This is a genomic window from Paenarthrobacter sp. A20 (assembly GCF_024168825.1).
Lineage (GTDB): Bacteria > Actinomycetota > Actinomycetes > Actinomycetales > Micrococcaceae > Arthrobacter.
In genome coordinates this window covers 2,141,506-2,161,209 of the sequence record NZ_JALJWH010000001.1, presented here as the reverse complement: position 1 = coordinate 2,161,209, position 19,704 = coordinate 2,141,506, and the positions used below count along the sequence as shown (strand labels likewise).

General features: G+C 61.1%; 15 protein-coding genes. 4 read left to right on the top strand and 11 right to left on the bottom strand.

Going from position 1 to position 19,704, the window contains the following annotated elements:
- Position 1: 1 nt before the first annotated feature.
- From J3D46_RS10230 to J3D46_RS10220, 3 genes are all read right to left on the bottom strand, one after another.
- Complete coding sequence (locus J3D46_RS10230; RefSeq protein ID WP_253466784.1) at positions 2-1,771, bottom strand: beta-galactosidase family protein; 1,770 nt, start codon at positions 1,769-1,771, stop codon at positions 2-4.
- A gap of 70 nt (positions 1,772-1,841) precedes the next feature.
- Complete coding sequence (locus tag J3D46_RS10225) at positions 1,842-3,197, bottom strand: ABC transporter substrate-binding protein (protein WP_253466780.1); 1,356 nt, start codon at positions 3,195-3,197, stop codon at positions 1,842-1,844.
- A 67-nt stretch (positions 3,198-3,264) separates the two neighbouring features.
- Positions 3,265-4,071 (bottom strand): carbohydrate ABC transporter permease, encoded by an 807-nt coding sequence (locus J3D46_RS10220; RefSeq protein ID WP_229785142.1) that lies wholly within the window; start codon positions 4,069-4,071, stop codon positions 3,265-3,267.
- Here J3D46_RS10220 and J3D46_RS10215 point away from each other — a divergent pair.
- The gene (locus tag J3D46_RS10215; RefSeq protein ID WP_253466777.1) at positions 4,061-4,228 is read left to right on the top strand and encodes a hypothetical protein; all 168 of its coding nucleotides are present in this window, start codon (positions 4,061-4,063) and stop codon (positions 4,226-4,228) included. The genes J3D46_RS10220 and J3D46_RS10215 overlap by 11 nt on opposite strands.
- On the opposite strand, the gene J3D46_RS10210 is transcribed toward J3D46_RS10215, so the two are convergent.
- The gene (locus J3D46_RS10210) at positions 4,225-5,142 is read right to left on the bottom strand and encodes a carbohydrate ABC transporter permease (RefSeq protein WP_231341680.1); all 918 of its coding nucleotides are present in this window, start codon (positions 5,140-5,142) and stop codon (positions 4,225-4,227) included. The genes J3D46_RS10215 and J3D46_RS10210 overlap by 4 nt on opposite strands.
- A gap of 64 nt (positions 5,143-5,206) precedes the next feature.
- On the opposite strand from J3D46_RS10210, the gene J3D46_RS10205 reads away from it, so the two are divergent.
- Positions 5,207-6,298, top strand: a complete 1,092-nt coding sequence (locus tag J3D46_RS10205; protein WP_231341681.1) for a LacI family DNA-binding transcriptional regulator — start codon at positions 5,207-5,209, stop codon at positions 6,296-6,298.
- Positions 6,299-6,339: 41 nt separating this feature from the next.
- On the opposite strand, the gene J3D46_RS10200 is transcribed toward J3D46_RS10205, so the two are convergent.
- Positions 6,340-8,628 (bottom strand): alkaline phosphatase family protein, encoded by a 2,289-nt coding sequence (locus J3D46_RS10200; protein WP_253466774.1) that lies wholly within the window; start codon positions 8,626-8,628, stop codon positions 6,340-6,342.
- Positions 8,629-9,041: 413 nt separating this feature from the next.
- Between J3D46_RS10200 and J3D46_RS10195 the strand changes: the two genes are divergently transcribed.
- Both J3D46_RS10195 and J3D46_RS10190 read left to right on the top strand, forming a co-directional pair.
- Positions 9,042-10,079, top strand: a complete 1,038-nt coding sequence (locus J3D46_RS10195) for a Gfo/Idh/MocA family protein (RefSeq protein WP_253466770.1) — start codon at positions 9,042-9,044, stop codon at positions 10,077-10,079.
- Between the two features lie 123 nt (positions 10,080-10,202).
- Positions 10,203-11,336, top strand: coding sequence for a LacI family DNA-binding transcriptional regulator (locus tag J3D46_RS10190; protein WP_253466768.1), 1,134 nt, complete (start codon positions 10,203-10,205; stop codon positions 11,334-11,336).
- A gap of 31 nt (positions 11,337-11,367) precedes the next feature.
- On the opposite strand, the gene J3D46_RS10185 is transcribed toward J3D46_RS10190, so the two are convergent.
- The 6 genes from J3D46_RS10185 to J3D46_RS10160 form a co-directional block, all read right to left on the bottom strand.
- Positions 11,368-12,270: a carbohydrate ABC transporter permease gene (locus J3D46_RS10185; protein WP_091465792.1), complete on the bottom strand. Its 903-nt coding sequence runs from the start codon at positions 12,268-12,270 to the stop codon at positions 11,368-11,370.
- Positions 12,267-13,277, bottom strand: coding sequence for a carbohydrate ABC transporter permease (locus tag J3D46_RS10180; protein WP_231341685.1), 1,011 nt, complete (start codon positions 13,275-13,277; stop codon positions 12,267-12,269). Before J3D46_RS10180 ends, J3D46_RS10185 begins: the two co-directional genes overlap by 4 nt.
- A gap of 116 nt (positions 13,278-13,393) precedes the next feature.
- Positions 13,394-14,710, bottom strand: coding sequence for an ABC transporter substrate-binding protein (locus J3D46_RS10175; RefSeq protein WP_089593958.1), 1,317 nt, complete (start codon positions 14,708-14,710; stop codon positions 13,394-13,396).
- Between the two features lie 235 nt (positions 14,711-14,945).
- Positions 14,946-16,019, bottom strand: a complete 1,074-nt coding sequence (locus J3D46_RS10170; RefSeq protein ID WP_253466765.1) for a WxL protein peptidoglycan domain-containing protein — start codon at positions 16,017-16,019, stop codon at positions 14,946-14,948.
- A gap of 97 nt (positions 16,020-16,116) precedes the next feature.
- Positions 16,117-19,011, bottom strand: coding sequence for an RICIN domain-containing protein (locus J3D46_RS10165; protein ID WP_253466762.1), 2,895 nt, complete (start codon positions 19,009-19,011; stop codon positions 16,117-16,119).
- Between the two features lie 47 nt (positions 19,012-19,058).
- Positions 19,059-19,688, bottom strand: a complete 630-nt coding sequence (locus J3D46_RS10160; protein ID WP_253466759.1) for a hypothetical protein — start codon at positions 19,686-19,688, stop codon at positions 19,059-19,061.
- Positions 19,689-19,704 lie beyond the last annotated feature (16 nt).

The window sequence follows — 19,704 nt, the reverse complement described above, 5'->3', positions numbered from 1 at the left end:
GTCAGAACTCCGTATGGCCAAGGTCGTGGCTGGCCACGAAGGAAACCGTGCTGTGGGAGGCCGCCTGGAGTTCAAGCATGGTGATGGTGTTGCCGTGCTTTCGCAGGAGGGGGCCGGGAACGTAAAGCGTGGCCTGCGGTCCGCGGGACCAGTACCGGCCCAGGCAGAAGCCGTTGATCCACACCACACCCTTGGTCCAACCCACGGTGGAAAGGAAGGTATCGCCGCCGCCGGGGAGGTCAAAAGTCCCCTGGACAAAGACCGGCCCGGACACTGGTACGTCAGGAAGGGAGGGCTGTTCCTCCAACGCCGCTGAGACCGGAACTGCGTCGTCGAGTTCCAAGGGAAGGATGTCCCAGTTCCAGAGAGTTTCTCCGTTGATCCGGGCATTTCCGATCAGGCCCTTGGACTCCCCCAAACGGGGACCGTAGTTCACGCGTCCTTGGTCCTCCACCAGGATTTCCAGCGTGCCAACCGCGTCATGGGGCAGCGCCAGGGAACTTTCATGGTGATCCCGGGAGAGGATTCCCACCGGCACCCTGTCCAGGAATACCTGGGCCCGGTCACGTACTTCGTCGAACTCCAGTACAGCGGGACCGGACACTTCGATTTCCCTGCGGTAGAGGGTGAAGCCGGAGTAGTGGCCCAGCTCATCGTGGGAGCGGATTCCCTCGTGCGAGGTCCACTTCCCGAACCGGTCCAGGCAATCCCACAGCGGGAGGGACTGCGCCAGCGGGACGCTAAAACTGGAACCGAGTTGCGCAGGTGCCGGCACGTCGTCGTCGTCGAGGTCTGTGTACTTGGCAATAACGTCACGGAACGCCCAATACTTCGCCGTCGGGTTTCCAGCTTCGTCCAAAGGGGCGTCGTAGTCGTAGCTGGTGACGATCGGCTGGTAAACACCCTTGTCGTTGGCACCGTTGGTGAATCCAAAGTTGGTGCCGCCGTGGAACATGTAGATATTCACGGACGCGCCAAGCTCCAGCAGCACCTCCAGGTCGGTGGCGGACTGCTCCACGGTGGTGGTGTGGTGGTGCGCACCCCAGTGATCGAACCAGCCCACCCAGAATTCAGAACACATGAGGGGGCCGGTGGGCTGATGGCGGCGAAGTGTTTCCAGGCGCTCCGCAGAGCGGCTGCCGAACGAGCCCGTCTTGTGCAGTTCCGGGAGGCTGCCGTTGGCCAACATGTCATCCTGCGGCTGGTCAACCGTGGTGAACGGCACGGTCAGCCCCATTTCCCGGTTGACCTTGACGAGCTTTTCCAGGTAGAACCGGTCAGCGCCATAGGCACCGTACTCGTTCTCAATCTGGATCAGGATGATGGGACCGCCGGCGTCGATCTGACGGGGAACAAGAATGGGGGCGAGCTGTTCAAGGTACTCGGTGAGGGCTGCCATATACACGGGATCATCGGCCCGAATGGCCGCAGCGCCGCGGTCAAACAACCATGCAGGGAGCCCGCCGTTGTCCCACTCTGCACAGATGTATGGACCAGGGCGAACGATCGCGTGCATTCCTTCCGCAGCGATCAGGTCCAGGAATCGGCCCAGATCCAATCCCCCCGAGGTGTCGAAGACTTCAGGGGACGGAGCATGGGTGTTCCACGGAATGTAGGTCTCAATGGTGTTGAGCCCCATTTGCCTGGCCTTCCGGATCCGGTCCGCCCATTGATCCGGATGGACGCGGAAGTAATGCAGGGCGCCGGAAAGGATGCGGTGGGGCTGACCGTCAAGCATGAAGTCCTGCTCGCCGATAGTGAAGGTTGGCATAGGGGAAATCCAATCTGAAATGGTGGAACGGGGTCCAGGGCCGGGGGACGCCCTGGACCCGCGCCACGTCTTACTTGGTGGTAACTGTGAAGCCTTGCTGCTGGCCGTACTTTGCCGTGGCATCCTGCCAGGCCTTGAGGCCATCATTCAGATCGCCCTTGGAACCGTAGGCCTGACCAACGGTGTCGCTGTAGATGCTGTTGGCGTAGGTCTGGAACGGAAGGTAGCTCCACCCCGGAACAACGTCCTTGGAAGCCTGGACCAGGACCTCGTTGATCTTCTGGCCGCCGAAGTAGGCGCTTTCGGCGTTCAGGAACGCTTCGCTCTGAAGATCGGCCGTCGTGGAGGGGAACCCACCGTTTGCAGCGTGGATCTTGGACCCTTCCGGGCCGTTCGCGAACTGCAGGAAGCCGTAGGCGGCCGCCTTGTTCTTGCTCTGCTTCATCACGGCGTCACCGCCGCCGCCGTTTTCAGCCGTTGCTGCCGCACCCTTTTCGTAGGTGGGCATCGGCGCTACACGCCACTGTCCGCTGGCACTTGCCGCACCCGATTCCAGGTTTGCGGGCATCCATGCGCCGATGATCAGCGTGGCAATGCTTCCGTCCGAGAGGCCCTTGTACCATTCGTCGCTCCAGCTGGTGACGGGCGACAGGAGATCGTTCTTGAGCAGCTGGTTCCAGGTGCCGGTCCACTTCCTGGCGCCCTCATCCTGGAGATCAACGGCTACCTTGGTGCTTCCGTCCAGCGTGTAGGGCTTGCCGCCGGCCTGCCAGATCATGCTGGTGGTGAATCCGGCATCGCCGGTGTCACTGGTGATGTAGGCCTTGGGGTCGGCAGCGTGGAGCTTCTTGCCGGCTTCAACGTACTCATCCCAGGTGGTGGGGATGCTGATGCCGTGCTTTTCGAAGACATCCGCCCGGTAGAACATGGCCATGGGACCGGAGTCCTGCGGGAGTGCGTAGACGCCACCGTTGAGGTTCACCGAACCCCAGGTGGACGCCGTGTAGTTGTCCTTGAGTTCCTCGGCACCGAAGTCCTTCAGATTTACCAGGGAATCGGACAGGGCGAACTGCGGCAGGGCGTTGTATTCGATCTGCGCAACGTCCGGAGCACCGCTTCCGGCCTTAACGGCGTTCTGAAGCTTGGTGTAGTGGGCGTTGCCCGTTCCCACGTTTTCCAGGTTGACGTGGACCTTGGGGTACTTGGCCTCGAAGGCCTCCACGATCGGCTCGAGCTGCGGAGCCCAGCCCCACACCGTGAGGGTGGTCTCCGTGTCCAGCGCCTTGGCGATGTCGGCGGCGCTGGCGCCTTCGGCCCCGGCGCTTGCGGTTGTTCCGGAGCCACTGCAGGCCGCGAGTCCGCCTACCAGGAGGCTGGCCGCCAGGGCGGCAGTGGCCACCCGCCGGAAGCGATGGTTGTTCTTCATTGAATGAGTGCCTTTCAGATGCGGTTTGGAGATTTACGACGGCGGGAGGTCGCCGTCGTCGGGTCTTCTACTTGACGCTTCCCGCAGACAGTCCTGACTGCCAGAAGCGCTGGAGGAAGAGGAACGCCCCCACGATGGGCACGATGGTGAGGAATGATCCGGTGATGACGAGGTTGTAGATGGCCTCGCCTCCGGCCGTAGTCGCTTGGGCGTTCCAGCTGTTGAGCCCCACGGTGAGCGGGTACCAGGTTGATTGGCTCAACATGATCAAGGGGAGGAAGTAGTTGTTCCAGGTGGCCACCACCGTGAACAACAGGACGGTGATGAAGCCGGGAGCCAGCATTCGCAAGGAGATGGTGAAGAACGTGCGGAACTCCCCTGCGCCGTCCATGCGCGCTGCTTCCAGAACTTCCGTGGGGACGGACTCGAGGGCGTAGATCCACACCAGGTAGAGCCCGAACGGGCTGATCAGGGACGGAATAATGACCGACCACGGGGTGTTGGTGAGCCCCATCTGGCTGAACATGAGGAACGTCGGAACGGCAAGGGCAGTGCCCGGAATAGCTACCGCTCCCAGGACCACCGCGAAGACGCCGCGCTTGCCGGGGAAATCGAACTTGGCCAGGCCATAGCCGGCCAGGGTGGCAAGGAATGTTGCCCCGCCGGCACCCACCACGACATAGAGCACGGTGTTGGCAAGCCAGCGCAGGAATTCGCCGTCGTTGTAGGTCAGGGTACCCACGATGTTGTCCCACAGTGCGAAGTCCCCGGAGAACCACAGGCCGAAGGAGCTGAAAAGGGAGGTTTGCGTCTTGGTGGAGTTGACCAGCAACCAGAACAAGGGAAGCAGTGCGTACACTGCCATGACCCCCATCAGGATGGTGAGGAGGACGGACGAGCGCTTCCGGCTGACCCCGTGGCGCCGGGTGTTCAACCTGGGTGCAGGTGACCGCCGGGGCCTCACCGCCGGTGACGGTGTGGGCGCGGTATCGCTGGAATGGGCTGGGCTCAAACGTACGGACATGGGCTAGGCATCCTTTCGCGAGCCGGAGAGCTGGACGACGTAGGCAACAATGACCGTCAGGACGCCCATGATGATGGAGATAGCCGCGGCGTAATTGAACTGCTGGCCTGCAAACGAGAGGTTGTATGCGTACATGTTCGGCGTGAAGTAGGAGCTGATGGAGTTTGGTGCCAACGCCTTGAGGATGTTCGGCTCGTTGAACAACTGGAAGCTGCCGATGACCGAGAAGATGCTCGCAATGCCGATGGCTCCGCGGATGGAGGGAAGCTTGATGCTCCGTATCACCCGGAACGTGCCTGCTCCGTCAAGGTTTGCTGCTTCATACAGTTCCGCGGGGATGACCTTCAGCGCCGAATAGAAGATCAGCATGTTGTAGCCCGTGAACTCCCAGGTGTTGATGTTCCCGATCGAGGCGAGGATCCAGCTGGAAGAGAGGGGCTCGGCCAGATCCAACCCGAAGAAGTCGTTAATGCTGCCGAACAGGCCAAAACGGGGGCCGTAGATGAATCCCCACATCAGCGTCGCTACTACTGCCGGGACGGCGTACGGGAGGAACACCGAAATGCGGAAGAACGACGACGCGCGCAGACGCCCGCTGTCCAGTGCCAAGGCCGCGAAAAGGGCGAGGAACAACATGATGGGGACCTGGACCACCAGGAAGACGGCCACCCTGATCACGGAGTCCCAGAACTGGGGATCGCCAAGCGCCTGAAGGTAGTTGGCTCCCCCAACGAACTTGTCGCCGCCCACCATCTGGTTCTGGAAGAGGCTCAGGTAGAACGCGTAGAGGACTGGAGCCACGAATACCAGCAGGAAGACAGCCATGAACGGGCCCACAAATGCCCACCCCATCCATCGACCTGCGCGCTTGCGGGATTGGACCAAGGGTGGAGCGTCGGCCACGGGCGACGTCGTTGTCATGATGAATTCTTCTCTTCTCGCTATGTTTACGCAAACATTCTTGAAAGAAGATTAGCATGTTTAGGTGAACATACAAGAGGATGCCGCAGACAGCGTTAGCCCGGCCAGCACGTCGCACAACAGCGATTCGCCCTCGGTCAGGAGTGCCCGGGCTGCCCGCGGCCCCTCAATCGGCGATGTTGCACGAGCAGCCGGGGTTTCCGCCCAGACCGTCTCCCGCGTATCCAACGGCCTGACGAATGTAGAAGAAAAGACCAAGCAGCGGGTGCTGGACGCCATGAAACAACTGGGCTATCGGCCCAACAGGGCTGCACGCGCACTCAAGAGTGGTCAGTTCAAATCCATTGGCGTCATCATGTTCAATCTCTCGACCTACGGCAACAGACGCACCCTGGATGCCATCGCCACCGCGGCCTCACAGGCCGGATACTCGGTGAACCTCATCCCCCTCCACGATCCCACTACAGGTACCGTGACAGGCGCCTACAACCGGCTGAAGGAACAGGATGTGGACGGGGTGGTCATCATCTTTGAGGCGCACCTGTTTGATCGTGCGGACATTACGTTGCCCGAGGACCTCCCCGCTGTGGTCATCGACTCAAGCCCCGGTTACGGCTATCCCATGGTGGACACAGACCAAGCCGAGGGTGCGCGCTTTGCTACCGAGCACCTCCTCGATCTAGGCCACCAGCAGGTTTGGCACATCGGGGGCCCGGTGTCCTCCTTTTCAGCCAGGCACCGGGAGGAGTCCTGGAGACGGACGCTGGACGAGGCAGGCATCGAAGCACCCACTGTCCTTCATGGAGATTGGTCCACCGAATCCGGATATCAGGTCGGGATGGAGCTCGGCCGCGATCGGGAAGTCACGGCAATCTTCGCCGCGAACGATCAGATGGCGCTCGGGGCAATGCGGGCCCTTCATGAACTTGGGCGCCTCATCCCGGAGGATGTCAGCGTTGTGGGATTTGATGACCTCGAGGAATCCACTTCCTTCTGGCCTCCGCTGACCACCATCCGTCAAGACTTCCTCGCAGTTGGCCGGCTGAGCATTGAAAAGCTGCTTCAGCAGATCGCCGGAAACACCCCGGCCAGCGTCGTCACCACGGTGCCGACCCGCCTCATGGTGCGCAAAAGCACGGCCGCGCCGGCCCATTAGGGCAACGCGACCGTGCTGGCCTGCTGAGGCAGCCGGGCTGCTTATGGGCAGCTGGTGCCGGCGTAAGGAACTGTCGAGGTGAAGCCTGCAGACTCATCCGTTGCACCCGAGGTGACACTGACGGAGCCAGCCGGGAGTATCGCAGCACGGCTGTTGAAAGCGATCGAAGCACCCTTCCCCGGGGCTACCCCGGCAAAGGACTTGGACCCATAGGCAGTATCCACAGCGATGGTCAGGGCCTCTGCCGTGGTGTTCTGCACGGAGACCGCGAGATAGGCCTTGTTTCCGATGCATCGCATGGCGGTGGTGGCCGAGTGCGTGGGCGGGTTACCGGTTTCCCCAGGGTTCACGGCACTGACAATGAGCCAGCTCAACTGCACATCAGAGGAGCGCGTCTTGCTGAGCGTGAAGGTGAGTTCGCCGTTCTCGCCAACGGTGACGTTGCCGTAGGCCGCGGCCTGGTTCTCCGATGAGTAGTCATGGTCGGCTTCGCGGACCTCGTTGTTAATGGTCACCTCGGCACCGCGGTTGTCCCAGGACCAGGGATCGGCATACCCGGCGTGAACCGTGTACATGCCCGGCTGAAGGTTTCCAAACCGGTAGGTCAGGTCCCGGCTGGACACGGCGTACCGCAACGTTGAGAACATATCTCCGCTGGATTCGCCGCTGCTCCCACTACCGGGGCTTTCGTATCCCCAAGGCGCTCCGCCGGCCGGGTCCGCACCGAAGGGCTGATCGGCCGTGCTGTTGAGGAGACCCCCGTCCTGGGCGGCCGCACCGGTCAGCGACACCCAGTCAGATGTCTGCTGTCCGCCGGCGTTGACCACGTAACGGATGTCGGACGCCGCGATCGCGTCCTGGATACCCACCGCGTCCACAGCCCAGAAGGAACTGTTCTCTCCCGTGTAACGGAACCGGAACTGTGCCGTCGTGGCTCCTGTTGGCACGGTGAAGGGCAGTTTCTCCACCGTATTCGTAGCCGTGGAGTAACTCTTCAGCGTCTGGGCGGCCCCGGTATCGAAGGTTACTGTGACCGTGGCTGACTGGGGACCATCGATGGCGTAGTTGGTTGCGTAGCTGAGGCTCGCGCGTCGCAGCCCGTCAACGGGAAAAGCGGGACTGACCAGCGTCGAGTCGAACTGACCGGACGTGTGCTGCTTGTCGTCCCATTCGTCCGAGTCAGCCACCGCGATCACGTCGCGGCCACGTACCGTGGTTTCACGGCCCTGATCGCGATCGGCTGCTGTCCAGAAGTCATCCGTGGCAAAGGTCCACCCCCGCCACTCCGCAGTCCCACCGGTAGGCATTGCCGAGTTGTCGATGGACCACCCCACAGGCGTCGCCTTGGTCCACCCAAGAATGCCCGCGGGGATCGCGGTCTCATCGACGCCGGGCTGCAGCACTGGGCGCAGGGAGTCGAAGTCATCGTGGGTGAGGCTGCCAAAGGAATTTCCGTCGAGATTCCATTCGGACTTCACGGGCACCCCTGCGGCGGCCATGACGGTGGGGGCAACGTCCACAAGCTTGGCGTCGTACCGGGTGACGTTTGCGGCGATTCCCTTGCCAACCATCGTGGTAAAGACACGCCGCTCCCCCGCGGAGCTTCCGCCGTGGCCTCCTGTTGGGGTGTGCCCATGGTCGGTGGTGACAACAACCGTCCATTCCTCGTTGCTTGGGCGTGCCGCCACCGCGTCCATGACTTGGCCAATCCTTGCGTCCGCGCTGGCAAGAGCCGCGCCGTAGTCAGCCCCACTGGTGCCCACACGGTGCCCCACCGTGTCCACGTCCTCCAGGTAGAAGAAGAGATCGTCCACTGAGCCAGTGGAGATTGCGTCCACTGCGGCCGTCGTTGTGTCCGCATCGGTGGAGAACTTGGTCCGCACGTCCACACCCGGACCGAAAATGGTGGCGGTAATTGGCTGCCATGTTCCCATTGCCGCGGTCTTGCGCGACGGTGATGCCGCGTTAATGCGTGTCAGGTAGTCCGGGTAAGCGCCAAATTGTGGAGAGCCAAACCCGTTGTCCAGGACGTTGTGCTTGTCCGGCCAGACGCCGGTGGCGATGGTTGCCCATCCCGGCCCGGAGGACGTCTCCGCCATTGGCTGGGTATACAGGTTGCTGACCGACGTTGTGCCCTGAGCACGCAGCGCATCCAACCGGGGCATCTCTGCCGGGCCCAGTGAATCGAAGGCTGCCCCGTCAACCCCGATAATCAGCGTCTTCGCTATGGGCGCCTCGGCGGCCATCACGGGGGCGCTGGACAAGACTGTGCCGGTCAGTGCCACGGCCGTAGCCGCGACCCCCGCCCACAGACGTAGATGGTGTGCCATGGAGTGGTTCTCACGATCTCTAGGGTGCTCGTGGTGCAGCGACCAGCTGCCAGGCAGTGCCCCACCAACACCCGAAATCGTCTGCACCTACGAATGATTACGTAAACATTGAAGGGTTGCCCCGGCGTCATTGTCAAGAGTGTGGGAACCGCGATCCCGCCATGACACAGCCGTAGTCGCGGGCCGCCCCGCCAGCACCCCTGCCGAAGGGGCTTGGACTACCCGCGTAGAATGTTCTATTTTGGTAGCTATTGTTTAATAATGGTGCAATCCTTAGGGTGGATCGTTCCGAAGATTCTTGTACCGGTGGCACTGGCCGCTTCCTTCTCCACCGCTGCGCTTTCCCAAGTCCGTTGCCTGCCCCCATGAGTTTCGATGCGCACCAAGGCGCAGAATGAAGGAATAATCCACCAATGTTTCCGACCACGTTTCCCGAGCCTGAACTCTTCTCCCCGGGCAAAGACGTCCCGGCGTTGCGTTGGGGGCTGCTGGCGCCTGGATGGATAGCGGACCTTTTCGTGTCCGCCATGCACGAGCACACTGACCAACGATTCGTCGCCGTCGGCTCCCGGTCTGCTGACCGTGCGCGATCGTTCTCAGCGCAGCACAGCATTGCAAGGGCGTACGACTCGTACGAGCAGCTCGTCGCCGACCCCGAGGTTGACGTGGTCTATATAGCTGCGCCGCAAAGTGAGCACTTAACGCTCGGGCGCCTGTCTATCGCTGCCGGAAAGCACACTTTGATCGAGAAGCCGATGGCGACCACTGCCGACGAAGCCCGCGCGCTGGCCGCGGCGGCTCGAAACGCCGGAGTGCTGCTGATGGAGGCGCTGTGGAGCCGCTACCTACCGCAGACCTCCGTGGTGCGCACTCTGGTCAACGACGGGTTCCTCGGGGACGTCCGTTCTGTGGTCGCCGATCACGGCCAGGCCATTCCTGGCTACCCGGATCATCGCCTTCACCGCCGCGAACTGGGCGGAGGGGCACTGCTCGACCTCGGCATCTACCCCGTACAACTGGATTCGATGGTCCTGGGTGCGCCACAATCGATCACGGCGATCGGCGGTCTACTCGATACCGGCGTCGACGCCTTCTCCACTCTTGTGCTTGGACATGGGCGTGACGTCCAATCCACTCTCACCACCAGTCTTGCCGTCCGTACTCCGTCCACCGCAGTCATCTCAGGCACACAAGCGAGAATCGAGATGGATGGTTCCTTCTACATGCCGACCACTTTCCGCCTCGCGGGCAATGATGGTGGCGCAATGGTGTGGAACGATACGACCGGGGTGACGTCCATGGCCGGGCTGTCTTGGGAAGCGACGGCATTGGCACGATTCGTTGGCGAAGGCCGTACAGAATCGCCCATCCATACTCTGGACGAGACCATCTCCATCCTCGAGACACTTGACGAAGCGCGCCGTCAGCTCGATGCATCCGCATCGCTCTAGACAACCCCTTCCTTCCGCCAGCGCCGACCTCCCGGCCGTTCCGGCACTGGAAGCCTTTTGGCAACACTTGGAAATATCTACGCAAGCGGGACTGAAAGTGACAGTACCTTTGTTTAGGTGAACATGGATCAGGAGAACACAAGCATCGGGACTCCGGCGGGACCGTCCAAGGAGTCCCGGAAGCTCGCGGCCAAAAAGCGCGCCACCAGGGGGCCGTCCATCGGGGACGTGGCACAGGCCGCAGGCGTCTCCGCCCAAACCGTTTCCCGGGTTTCCAACGGACTCACCAATGTCGAAGAATCCACTAAGAACAGGGTTCTCGACGCCATGAAGGAACTTGGCTACCGGCCCAACAGGGCCGCACGTGCGCTCAAGAGCGGCCAGTTCAAATCCATCGGTGTCATCATGTTCACCCTCTCCAGCTTCGGCAACATGCGAACCTTGGACGCCATCGCCACGGCTGCCTCGCAGGCGGGCTATTCAGTGACGCTCATCCCCGTGCAGGACCCCACCACCGGAACCGTGTCCGGGGCCTACGAAAGACTGCGGGAGCAGCAGGTCGACGGTGTAGTTGTCATCTTCGAAGCCCACCTTTTGGATGACGCTGACATAACGCTTCCTGAGGACCTCCCGGCCGTGGTCATCGATTCCAACGCCGGTTTTGGCTATCCCATGGTGGATACTGACCAGGCACAGGGTGCACGATTCGCTACCCAGCACCTTTTGGACCTTGGCCACCAACAGGTGTGGCATATCGGTGGACCCACCACGTCCTTCTCGGCGACGCACCGGGAAGAATCATGGAGGCGGACGCTCAAGGACGCCGGTATTGAGGCCCCTTCGGTCCCCCATGGCGACTGGTCCACCGAATCCGGCTACCAAATCGGTCTGGAGCTTGCGGGCAACCCGGATGTCACCGCCATTTTTGCCGCCAACGACCAAATGGCCTTGGGAGCGATGCGTGCCCTGCATGAACAGGGTCGCCGCATTCCCGAAGATGTCAGCATTGTTGGATTCGACGACCTGGACGAGTCCACGTCCTTCTGGCCGCCACTGACAACAATCCACCAGGATTTCTACGCCGTGGGCCGACTCAGCATCGAAAACCTGCTTCAGCAGATTGCCGGCACCGGTTCGGTGGACGATTTCACCACCGTGCCTACCAGCATGGTGGTGCGCAAGAGCACTGCCGCTCCCCCTCAGGGAGCCCGGCCGCCGTCTGCGCGGAAAAAGCGCGTAGCTGCGGACAAGGGTTGACCCTCCTCCGCAGCTACGCCGTTGTGGACTGCTACCCCTTGCTTGCGCCCAGGGTAAGCCCTGCCACGAACTGTCGTTGCAGGACAAGGTAGATGATCATGGTGGGAATCAAGGTGATCATGGCACCAGCCGCGATCAGGTTGTAGTTGCTCAGGAACTGGCCCTGGAGGTTGTTGATGGCGGTGGTGATCGGGAGCCTGTCACCGCTCTGGATAAACAGCAAGGGCCAGAAGAAGTCGTTGTAGATGAAGATGACTTGCAGCGTGCCCAAAGCCGCGAGTGCCGGACGGCAGAGTGGCATGATGATGTTCCAGTACTGCCGCCAGATTCCAGCGCCATCCACCAACGCAGCTTCCGTCAGGTCTTGCGGCAGGGCTTTCATGTAATTGGAGAGCACAAAGGTGCAGAAGCCAATCTGGAAAGCAGTGTCCACGATGATGACGGCTATGTAGGTATTGAGCAGGTTACCGGAGTCGCTGATGGAGTACGGCAGGGAAACATGCTTGAACATCTCAAACAGCGGTGCTGCAAGGACCTGCGGTGGCAGGAGGTTGCCGGCGGTGAACATGATCAGCAGCGTGATGTTGAACTTCCAGCTCACCCGCGATACTGCAAAAGCCATCATGGACGCGAAGAGAAGCGTCAGCAGGACGGTGGGAACCGTGATCAGGACTGAGTTCAGGAAGTACTTCGAGAATCCTCCCTGGTTCCAGGCCTGGACGAAGTTCTCGAAGCCGAAGCTGCCGCCGAAGCTGAAGTAGCCGTATTTGTCGGTGTCCTCTTTGGGACGGAGCGCCGTATAGAGCGACCAGACCAGCGGCACCAACCAGATGGCGGCCATGACGATGAGGAAGATGTGAGTGCCATAGTGGCGTTTGCCTGTCTTGCCGGTCCTGCCGGTCTGGACAGGAAGGGTACGGGCGATGGTGCTCATGCCTCTTTCTCCTTGCCGAAGGTGCGGATGAGGTAGAAGACAATCGGCACCAGGGAAATCACCAGCAGTACCACGGCCAATGCTGAACCGACGCCGATCACCTGTCCTTCACCGATCAGGTTTTGGATCACCAAGGCGCTGAGCAGTTCAAGCCCGTTGGTGCCGCGGTTGATGACATAGACAATGTCAAAGGCGCGGAGGGACTCAATGATGGTGATGACCACGATCACGATGTTGACCGGGCGCATGGCGGGGAAGACAACCCGGAAGAAGGTCTGGACAGCGTTGGCGCCGTCAATCGACGCTGCTTCCCTGAGGGCAGGGTCCACACCCTTCAGGCCAGCCAAGTAGAGGATCATGACGTAGCCTGCGTGGCGCCACGTAGCCGCGATCATGGCGGCCCAGATGTTGACGTTCGAGTCGCCGAACCAGTCCACTGCCTGGGGCGTGCCGGCCGTACCGAGCAGGAAGTTCAGCAGACCGCTGTCGCGGTTGTAGAAGAGCTGCCAGATGATACCGATCAATGCCAGGGAGAGCATGACGGGCGTGAAGAAGATGCTCTGGTAGATCTTGCTTCCCCGGATCTTCTGGTCCAGGAGCACAGCGAGCAGAAGGCCCAGCGGCGTTGCAATCAGGGCCAGGAAAGCCAGCCACAGCACGTTGTGCTGCATGGCCGGCCAGAACGGTGGGTAGTTCTGGCTGATGAACTCATAGTTTTCCGTCCCGGCAGACTTGATGTCGGCCAAGTCCAGCCCGTTCCATCGGGTGAAGCTCAGACCAATAGAGGCCAGGGTGGGCAACCAAACGAACAGCAGCTGAATGAGCGTTGGAAGGCCCACCATGATGCCAAGGACGATTTTGTCCCTGCGACTCAGGCGGCGAACCTTCCTGGACTTCTTGCGCGTTCTTCCGGCTGTTGCCGGCGAGGCGTGTGCTGCCCCGCGTTGGGCGCCGCCTGCAGGGGGCCCACTGTTCGGGGAGGCCGGTTTTTCGGCTGTGGTACTCATGGGAATTCCTTTGGTATTCGTCGCACAGGGGCCGGCCGCGGTGTGACCCGCGGCCGACCCTTGCTCGGGAAGCCTGGCCGGTTGACCAGCAACCGTATGGCCAAGGCAGTCCTGCGCTATTGGGCCGCGTAGAGCGACTTTGCCTGCGCTTCCAGGTTCTTCACGTCGACGCTTCCATCCTTAATGAAGGACTGAAGAGCCGGAATCATGACGTTGTTGGCCATGGCCGGCAACGCATCGCGGTCCAGGAACTGGCTGATGTACTTCGCGTTCGCGATGGTGTCCGCACACTTCTTGTTCAGGGCAGAGTACTTGGAGGTGTCAGCGCCCTTGGCCGTCGCGATGTTGGAAGTATCTACGGCCGCGTAAGCGTCCTGGCCCTCCGGGGTTCCCATGAAGGCAAGGTAGTCGCGGGCAGCCTGGTTCTCTCCACCCTTCTTCGACAGCAGCAGGCCATCGATCGGAGCTTCAACAGCGTCAGTTCCCTCCATGGCGATCTCCGGGAACGGGAAGAAGTCGATGTCCGCCAGTACTGCGGGATCCGTGAACTGCTGCGTCACGAATGAGCCCAGGAGATACATGCCGGTCTTCTTGGCCTCGAGGGCTTTGGCTGCGTCCTGCCAGGTCTGCCCCAGTGCTGCGGGGTCCTGGAACGGCAGGAGTGCTTTCCAGGTATCGAAGACGTCGCTGACCTTCTTCTGGTCCCAGCTCTCCTTGTGCGCGGTCAGGTCGATGTGGAACTGGTACCCGTTGAGGCGCATGTTGATGTAGTCGAAAGTGCCCATGGCGGGCCAGCCGTCCTTGTCGGCAAAGCCGATCGGAATGATGCCATCGGCCTTCATCTTGGCAGCGAGCGTGGTCAGCTCATCGAAGGTAGCGGGAACTGAGTAGCCCTTTTCCGCCCAGAAGCTCTTCCGGTAGAAGAAGCCCCACGGGTAGTTGTAGTTGGGGACCAAGTACATCTTGCCGTCGGGGCCGGTGGACGCCTTCTTGATGGCGTCGGAGAAGTTGCCGCCGATCTTTTCCCACACGTCGTCGACGGGAGCCAGGAGGCCCTTCTCTGCGTAGTACTGCATGCGGTAACCGGCAAACCAGGTGAAGGACTCATCCGGGCTGCCCTGCAGGTAGGAGTTGATCTTGTTCTGGAAGTCGTTGTGGGGAACCACGTTGGTCACCACGTCGAAGCCCGACTTTTTGGTGAAGGCGTCCGTTACTGCCTTGTAGGCAGCACGGGGAACTTCGTCCGATGAACCCGAGCCGAAGGTGAGGCTTTTTGATGAAGCACCAGGGGCTGGACCGGAACCACCCGTGCATGCAGACAGCAACGGGATGCCGGAGGCGGCTACGGCGCCGATTCCAAGTGTTTTGAGGAAGGTTCGCCGTCCTGGACCGGCGCCTTCCGCCGCCTGGAACGGGCCAAGATTTACAGCCATGATTACTCCTTTGGATCGTGGTTCTTCGTGAGACTGTCCAACATCCACATGCGCACCGTGAGATAGCTCAAGTGTGGGCCTGTGGAGGCAGAAAGTCGCCGGATCTAATCAACATTCTTGTGAATGTTCACGTAAACATTGAGTTGCAAGAAGTTTACGTAAACATCGGTGGTTTGACAAGGGTATTTTTGCTGCATTCCGGCACTTTTACGGGAGCGCGGCAAGCACCCCGATATCAGGGGGTTTCCGCTTCCCGACGCCCGGCCTCGCGGGCCTCTTCGACCAGCCGGACAAGCTCCTTCTTCCGCCGCTTGCGACCTAGGAAAAGGCCCGCAAACAGAAGCAACAAAGCAACAAGGACGGCGAGCTGCGGCCAGGGAATCGCCCATAGCGTCACGCTTTCCTGCACGGGATCCAGCGATTGGGTGGCCCCGTCAGGGGCAATCACCCCTTGCGAAACGGTCACCGGCAAAGTCATCATGCCCAGCGGCCACACCTGAGGTACGTGGATACTGACGGTTCGACGGTCCCCGGGCAGCAATTCGAGAGTTCTGGCTTCTTCGGTCCCGGCGGCCGGCCACCGGGCGTCATTGACCATGGTGGAGGGATCCACCGAAAGTCGGACGTTGCCCGTATTCTCCAGGTCAACGGTAAGGTCAGCGGATCCTGGTTCCAGGGGATTCCACGACATATCGTAGCTCGCGGTTGCCTTCATGCTGAGCGCAGGTCTGACCTCCCCCTTTACCCGGGTCATGACACGGAACCCAACACGGCTTTCCACACCCAGTTGCGTCCCGTCCGAGCCGCCCTGTGAATAGATTGAGGCTGCTATGCCCGCTGCATGGTCGCCTGGTGTCGCGTTGTCCGGGACCGTCACCGTGAACGGCACGACGGCGGTACCTCCCGCCGCTACGGTGACCGTCTTGTCCATGGAGATCCAGGTACCTGCAGCTACCGACTGCTTGTCGCCAGGGAGCATGTTGAAGCGGCCGGTCGGAGTGAAATACCCATCAGCCGCGGTGAGGGCAAAGGTAACGTCCCTGTCGCTGAGGTTCCTGACCGCCAAGTGTTCGTCGACACTGGCTCCTGGGTCGAGTTCGAGTTCCACCCACGAGCGGCCGTCAGGGCCCGCCGCGTCCGCAGGAGTCACGGCCCACGTGACCGGACTCTCCGTGGCACCGCCGGTGGTAGCAAAGCCGGCCGGCGCGAAAGCGGCACTTGCAAGGACTATTGACGCCACAAGGTACATGGCAAGGACAGCTCGCCGCAGGTGACCAAGGCCTGCCTGCCCGAGGAATGGGAGCCTCATGGGATGAAGATACCTCCGGTGTATCTATTCGAACAGGGAGAGGGTGAGCTTGGCGGTGTAGTTGCCGGGAGCTGGGGGTAGTGCTACCTAAGAGGTTTTATACAGGTTCCAAGCCCCACTCCTGACTTGACGATCCGGTTGCGGTGGCCTGAACCAAACGGGCACCGTTGGAGCTCGAACCATCCTTGACGTCCAGGCAAAGACCGCTCGACACATTAACTAGCCGGTAGTACTGGCCGTTGTCCGTGGGGACCAGCCGCCACCATTGGTTGGGCCCGTAGGTATCCGACCATTGGTCCAGTTGTTGACCACTGGTGGTTGAACTTGCCGGGTTATCCAGGACCTTTCCGCTCATGACGCTGGTGAGCCTGAACGATCCATCGTGGACCGAGACCAGCTTCCATTTCTGGTTTGCACCGCCGCTCCATGGCCATTGAATGACAGCGGCGCCGTTATTGTGGGACTGCCCATCAACGTCCATCACTTTGCCACTGTTTCGGTTGACGAGTTTTACGGTTGTGGGCAACAGGCCGATCACGATCTTCGTGCGCACCCCGGCAGAGAGCTGCAGCGTTCTGCCATGACCTCCGATCGAGGATGAGGTCAGCGTCGCACCAGTGGCGGTGACGGTGTTGATCCCGCGGCGGCACACCAGCTCAAGGCTCTGGGTAATAGCCGACACAATGCTGGCCTCCACGGTACGGGCGTCGGTGTCCCACACCAGATTCTCCACGAGGACCCGGTTACGCCCTCGGACGCCTGTGATGGTGCCCTTGGCCAGCTGTTCCGGCAGCGCCGGCAGCAGCTCCAGCATTCCCGGGCGGCTGTAGATCAATGCCTCCGCAATGATTGCGGGGAGCGCATTGGCCGCATCCGAATTGAAGATGTGCAAATCAGGATTGTGCGTGGTCATCAAGGAAGGAAGCACCATGTTGCTTCCAAGAACCTTCTTGATGTTGGTGTAAACCCCGGCACCGTCTTTGATGCGAGCCGCCGCAAGGGCGCGATGCAGGCTGCCGTGCGCGGAGTAATTCTCGTCGCCGCGCAGTTCCAGTGCGCGGTGGGAGGCTCGTACCAGCTCAGGTTTGTCCTCGGGGTTGATTTCGTGGAGCGGCCAGGCACCATAGAGGTGATGGACGTGCCGGTGGTTGTACCGGTCGGTGAGCCCTGGCCAGGACCATTCGGCCAATGCTTCGTCGCCGTTGATGGTGTAATTGGGCAGCTTGCCCAGCATCGCAGTCCAACGGGCTACGCCTTGTCCGGCCCCTTGTTCGCGGTTCAGAGTATTCGCTGCAAGGATGGCTGATTCCAAAGCATGTCGACCCGCCATGATTTCACCGGTCGCATTGGTGGACAGCATCTGACCAGTTGAGGACGGAGAGTTCTCCATGGAGAAGGACGGGACGAAGATGACGTTCCCTTGCGGATCAGTTCGGGAGAGGTAGTCCTCGTAAAAGAGAGCCAGTTCCATCAAGGCCGGGCCCAGCTTGTCCCGCATAAAGGCTTCATCGCCGGTGACCTGGTAGTACTCCAACAATGGGTACAGCATCCAGTCCGCACCACCGGTCCAGGCCTGCCCGGGAAAATCACTGCCGTTGAAGTGGAGCATGTGACCATGTTCGCCATCAGTTCTGGTGGGCGCGAGGAACCCCCGGGCCCCGTACATCCGGATAGCGTTGCTGCGCCAGTCATCGAGCTGACCTAGCACCAGATCGAAGTAGCCCTTCATTGCGTCGCCGTGGTTGAGGATATTGCCACCGGCCACCTGAAGGTTGACGTTAGCGTCAGTAGTGAAGTCGCCTGCCCATGCGTTGGTCCAGCTACCGGTCCAGATACCTGTCAACCGTGGCGGCAAGATACCGCTGGAGCTGGCAAACAGATAACGGCCGGAATCGTACATTCGTTCAAGCAGGGCAACATCGAGGGCGGACCGGTTGGCATTCTGGCGCGAGGTGAGCTCGCTGGTGGACAGCTGGCGGTCCTGCTGGGAAACGTTGAGTTGCAAGGACGAGCTGTCAAAGAGCGATTGGTGCTTGGGGGTGTGCTTGCGCAGCAGGGCGTCGTAGTCGCTCAACAGGACACTCAAGGCCGCGTGCAGCGGCTTGCTGTTCCATTCAGCGGCCGACTCATAACGGCCAAGCTTGGTCAAAAGGATGACCTTGGTGGCATTGGTAATGGTTAGCTTGGAACCATCGCTGGTGATGGAGGAGCCGGTCCCCGTGATGACTACCCGCGTGACACCTTCGTACCCGAACGCTCCCAAACCAGCGGGGTAGGTCCCCCGCAATCCCAGATAACCGTTCCGGCCGCTGACGGTCGCATTGACGTCATAAGTCACGGACGATGGCACACCCTCCAACGCAGTGTTGACACTCAAGACAGTGTTGATTTTGCCGTTCGCGCCCGGCAGCAGCTCTTGGACCACAGCTGTGCTGGCTCGTGAAACGAACGCACGGCGCTTCCAGCTCCCGGCACTGTCGGACCACGTGGTCACCACTTCGCCGGTCCGGAAGTTCGTGGTCCTCGCGTAGTCGTTGTACGTGGTGAGATCAGGACTTGCAATGAGCAATTCGTATCCCGGGTGGAAGCTCTGGGTCCATTTCAATTCCCAGTCGGACGCAAAGGTGGAAGCGGCTCCCCAATAGTCACCTGCAAGGGCCTTGTCCTGCACCTCGGGGAGGCGGTCAGCGACGTCGGGGGCCTTCATGCCGCGGGTGCCGTTGGGCATAACAAAGCGATGATGATTCAGTACTACTCGCTCCGCGGCAGGCGTGCCGTGGAAGATGGCACCGTACTCGCCGTTGCCGGACAGGAACCCGTCGGTCCAGGACGACGCGGGACTTGTATCAAAGACTCCACGCTCGGGGAGGACGGCAGAATTTGGTGGTGCAGCAGCAGCCCGCTGCGAAAACGGGAAGGCCAAGGCGCCCGCGGCCAAAGCTGTACCGGCCAGAAATCCACGCCGATTAAAGGGGGTGCTTGCGATGTTCATGAAACAGGCTTTCAGCCGGCATCGTTGCCGGACTTGAAGTAGACGGATTATTCGAACAGGGACAGGGTGAGCTTGGCGGTGTAGTTACCGGGGGCCACTGTTGCGGGGGTTTTCATGAAGAGGTCCGCGTTGGCTGTCCACTGTCCTTCCGAGGCAATCGCTCCTGAGTCCAGGGCCAGCGCCAGCAGTTCCTGGTCCACCAGGCCCACAGCAATCGGCCCCTGGTCCATGACGGTGTCTACCTGGTCGCCTTCGGCCACCTGACCGGACGCGCCGCCGTCGATCACCTTCGGTGCCCACCCCAAGTGTGATGCGCTGATGGCCGGTTGTCCCGCGCCGCCGACGAAATCCGTTGAGGTGCCCAGCACATACCAGCCGGCACCGGCAGGGATCTCATCCGGGGACCGGGTATCGGTCACCGTCACTGTAGGCAGGGTGCCTTTGAACTGGCGCACAGTAGGCGTGGAACCGTCCTCGGTCAGTGCCGTGGCCGTGCCTGCCACGCTCATGGCCAGCACACCGCCGTCGACGATTTCGGTAATGCCGACGTTGACATCCACGTCCTGGTCGCCGTGGTTCTGGTCAGCCATCGCCATACCGGCGACACCCAGCAACAACGCCGTGGCAGTTGTGACGGCGCCAACACGGGGCAGAAATTTATGTCGGTTCACTTTCATGCTTCTTTCACGTAGG

Excerpts from the sequence above, each read along its gene's own strand:
- J3D46_RS10230 (WP_253466784.1), bottom strand. The coding sequence starts at position 1,771 with ATGCCAACCTTCACTATCGGCGAGCAGGACTTCATGCTTGACGGTCAG.
- J3D46_RS10225 (WP_253466780.1), bottom strand. The coding sequence starts at position 3,197 with ATGAAGAACAACCATCGCTTCCGGCGGGTGGCCACTGCCGCCCTGGCG.
- J3D46_RS10215 (WP_253466777.1), top strand. The coding sequence starts at position 4,061 with ATGACCCCCATCAGGATGGTGAGGAGGACGGACGAGCGCTTCCGGCTG.
- J3D46_RS10220 (WP_229785142.1), bottom strand. The coding sequence starts at position 4,071 with ATGGGGGTCATGGCAGTGTACGCACTGCTTCCCTTGTTCTGGTTGCTG.
- J3D46_RS10210 (WP_231341680.1), bottom strand. The coding sequence starts at position 5,142 with ATGACAACGACGTCGCCCGTGGCCGACGCTCCACCCTTGGTCCAATCC.
- J3D46_RS10200 (WP_253466774.1), bottom strand. The coding sequence starts at position 8,628 with ATGGCACACCATCTACGTCTGTGGGCGGGGGTCGCGGCTACGGCCGTG.
- J3D46_RS10195 (WP_253466770.1), top strand. The coding sequence starts at position 9,042 with ATGTTTCCGACCACGTTTCCCGAGCCTGAACTCTTCTCCCCGGGCAAA.
- J3D46_RS10190 (WP_253466768.1), top strand. The coding sequence starts at position 10,203 with ATGGATCAGGAGAACACAAGCATCGGGACTCCGGCGGGACCGTCCAAG.
- J3D46_RS10185 (WP_091465792.1), bottom strand. The coding sequence starts at position 12,270 with ATGAGCACCATCGCCCGTACCCTTCCTGTCCAGACCGGCAGGACCGGC.
- J3D46_RS10180 (WP_231341685.1), bottom strand. The coding sequence starts at position 13,277 with ATGAGTACCACAGCCGAAAAACCGGCCTCCCCGAACAGTGGGCCCCCT.
- J3D46_RS10175 (WP_089593958.1), bottom strand. The coding sequence starts at position 14,710 with ATGGCTGTAAATCTTGGCCCGTTCCAGGCGGCGGAAGGCGCCGGTCCA.
- J3D46_RS10170 (WP_253466765.1), bottom strand. The coding sequence starts at position 16,019 with ATGAGGCTCCCATTCCTCGGGCAGGCAGGCCTTGGTCACCTGCGGCGA.
- J3D46_RS10165 (WP_253466762.1), bottom strand. The coding sequence starts at position 19,011 with ATGAACATCGCAAGCACCCCCTTTAATCGGCGTGGATTTCTGGCCGGT.
- J3D46_RS10160 (WP_253466759.1), bottom strand. The coding sequence starts at position 19,688 with ATGAAAGTGAACCGACATAAATTTCTGCCCCGTGTTGGCGCCGTCACA.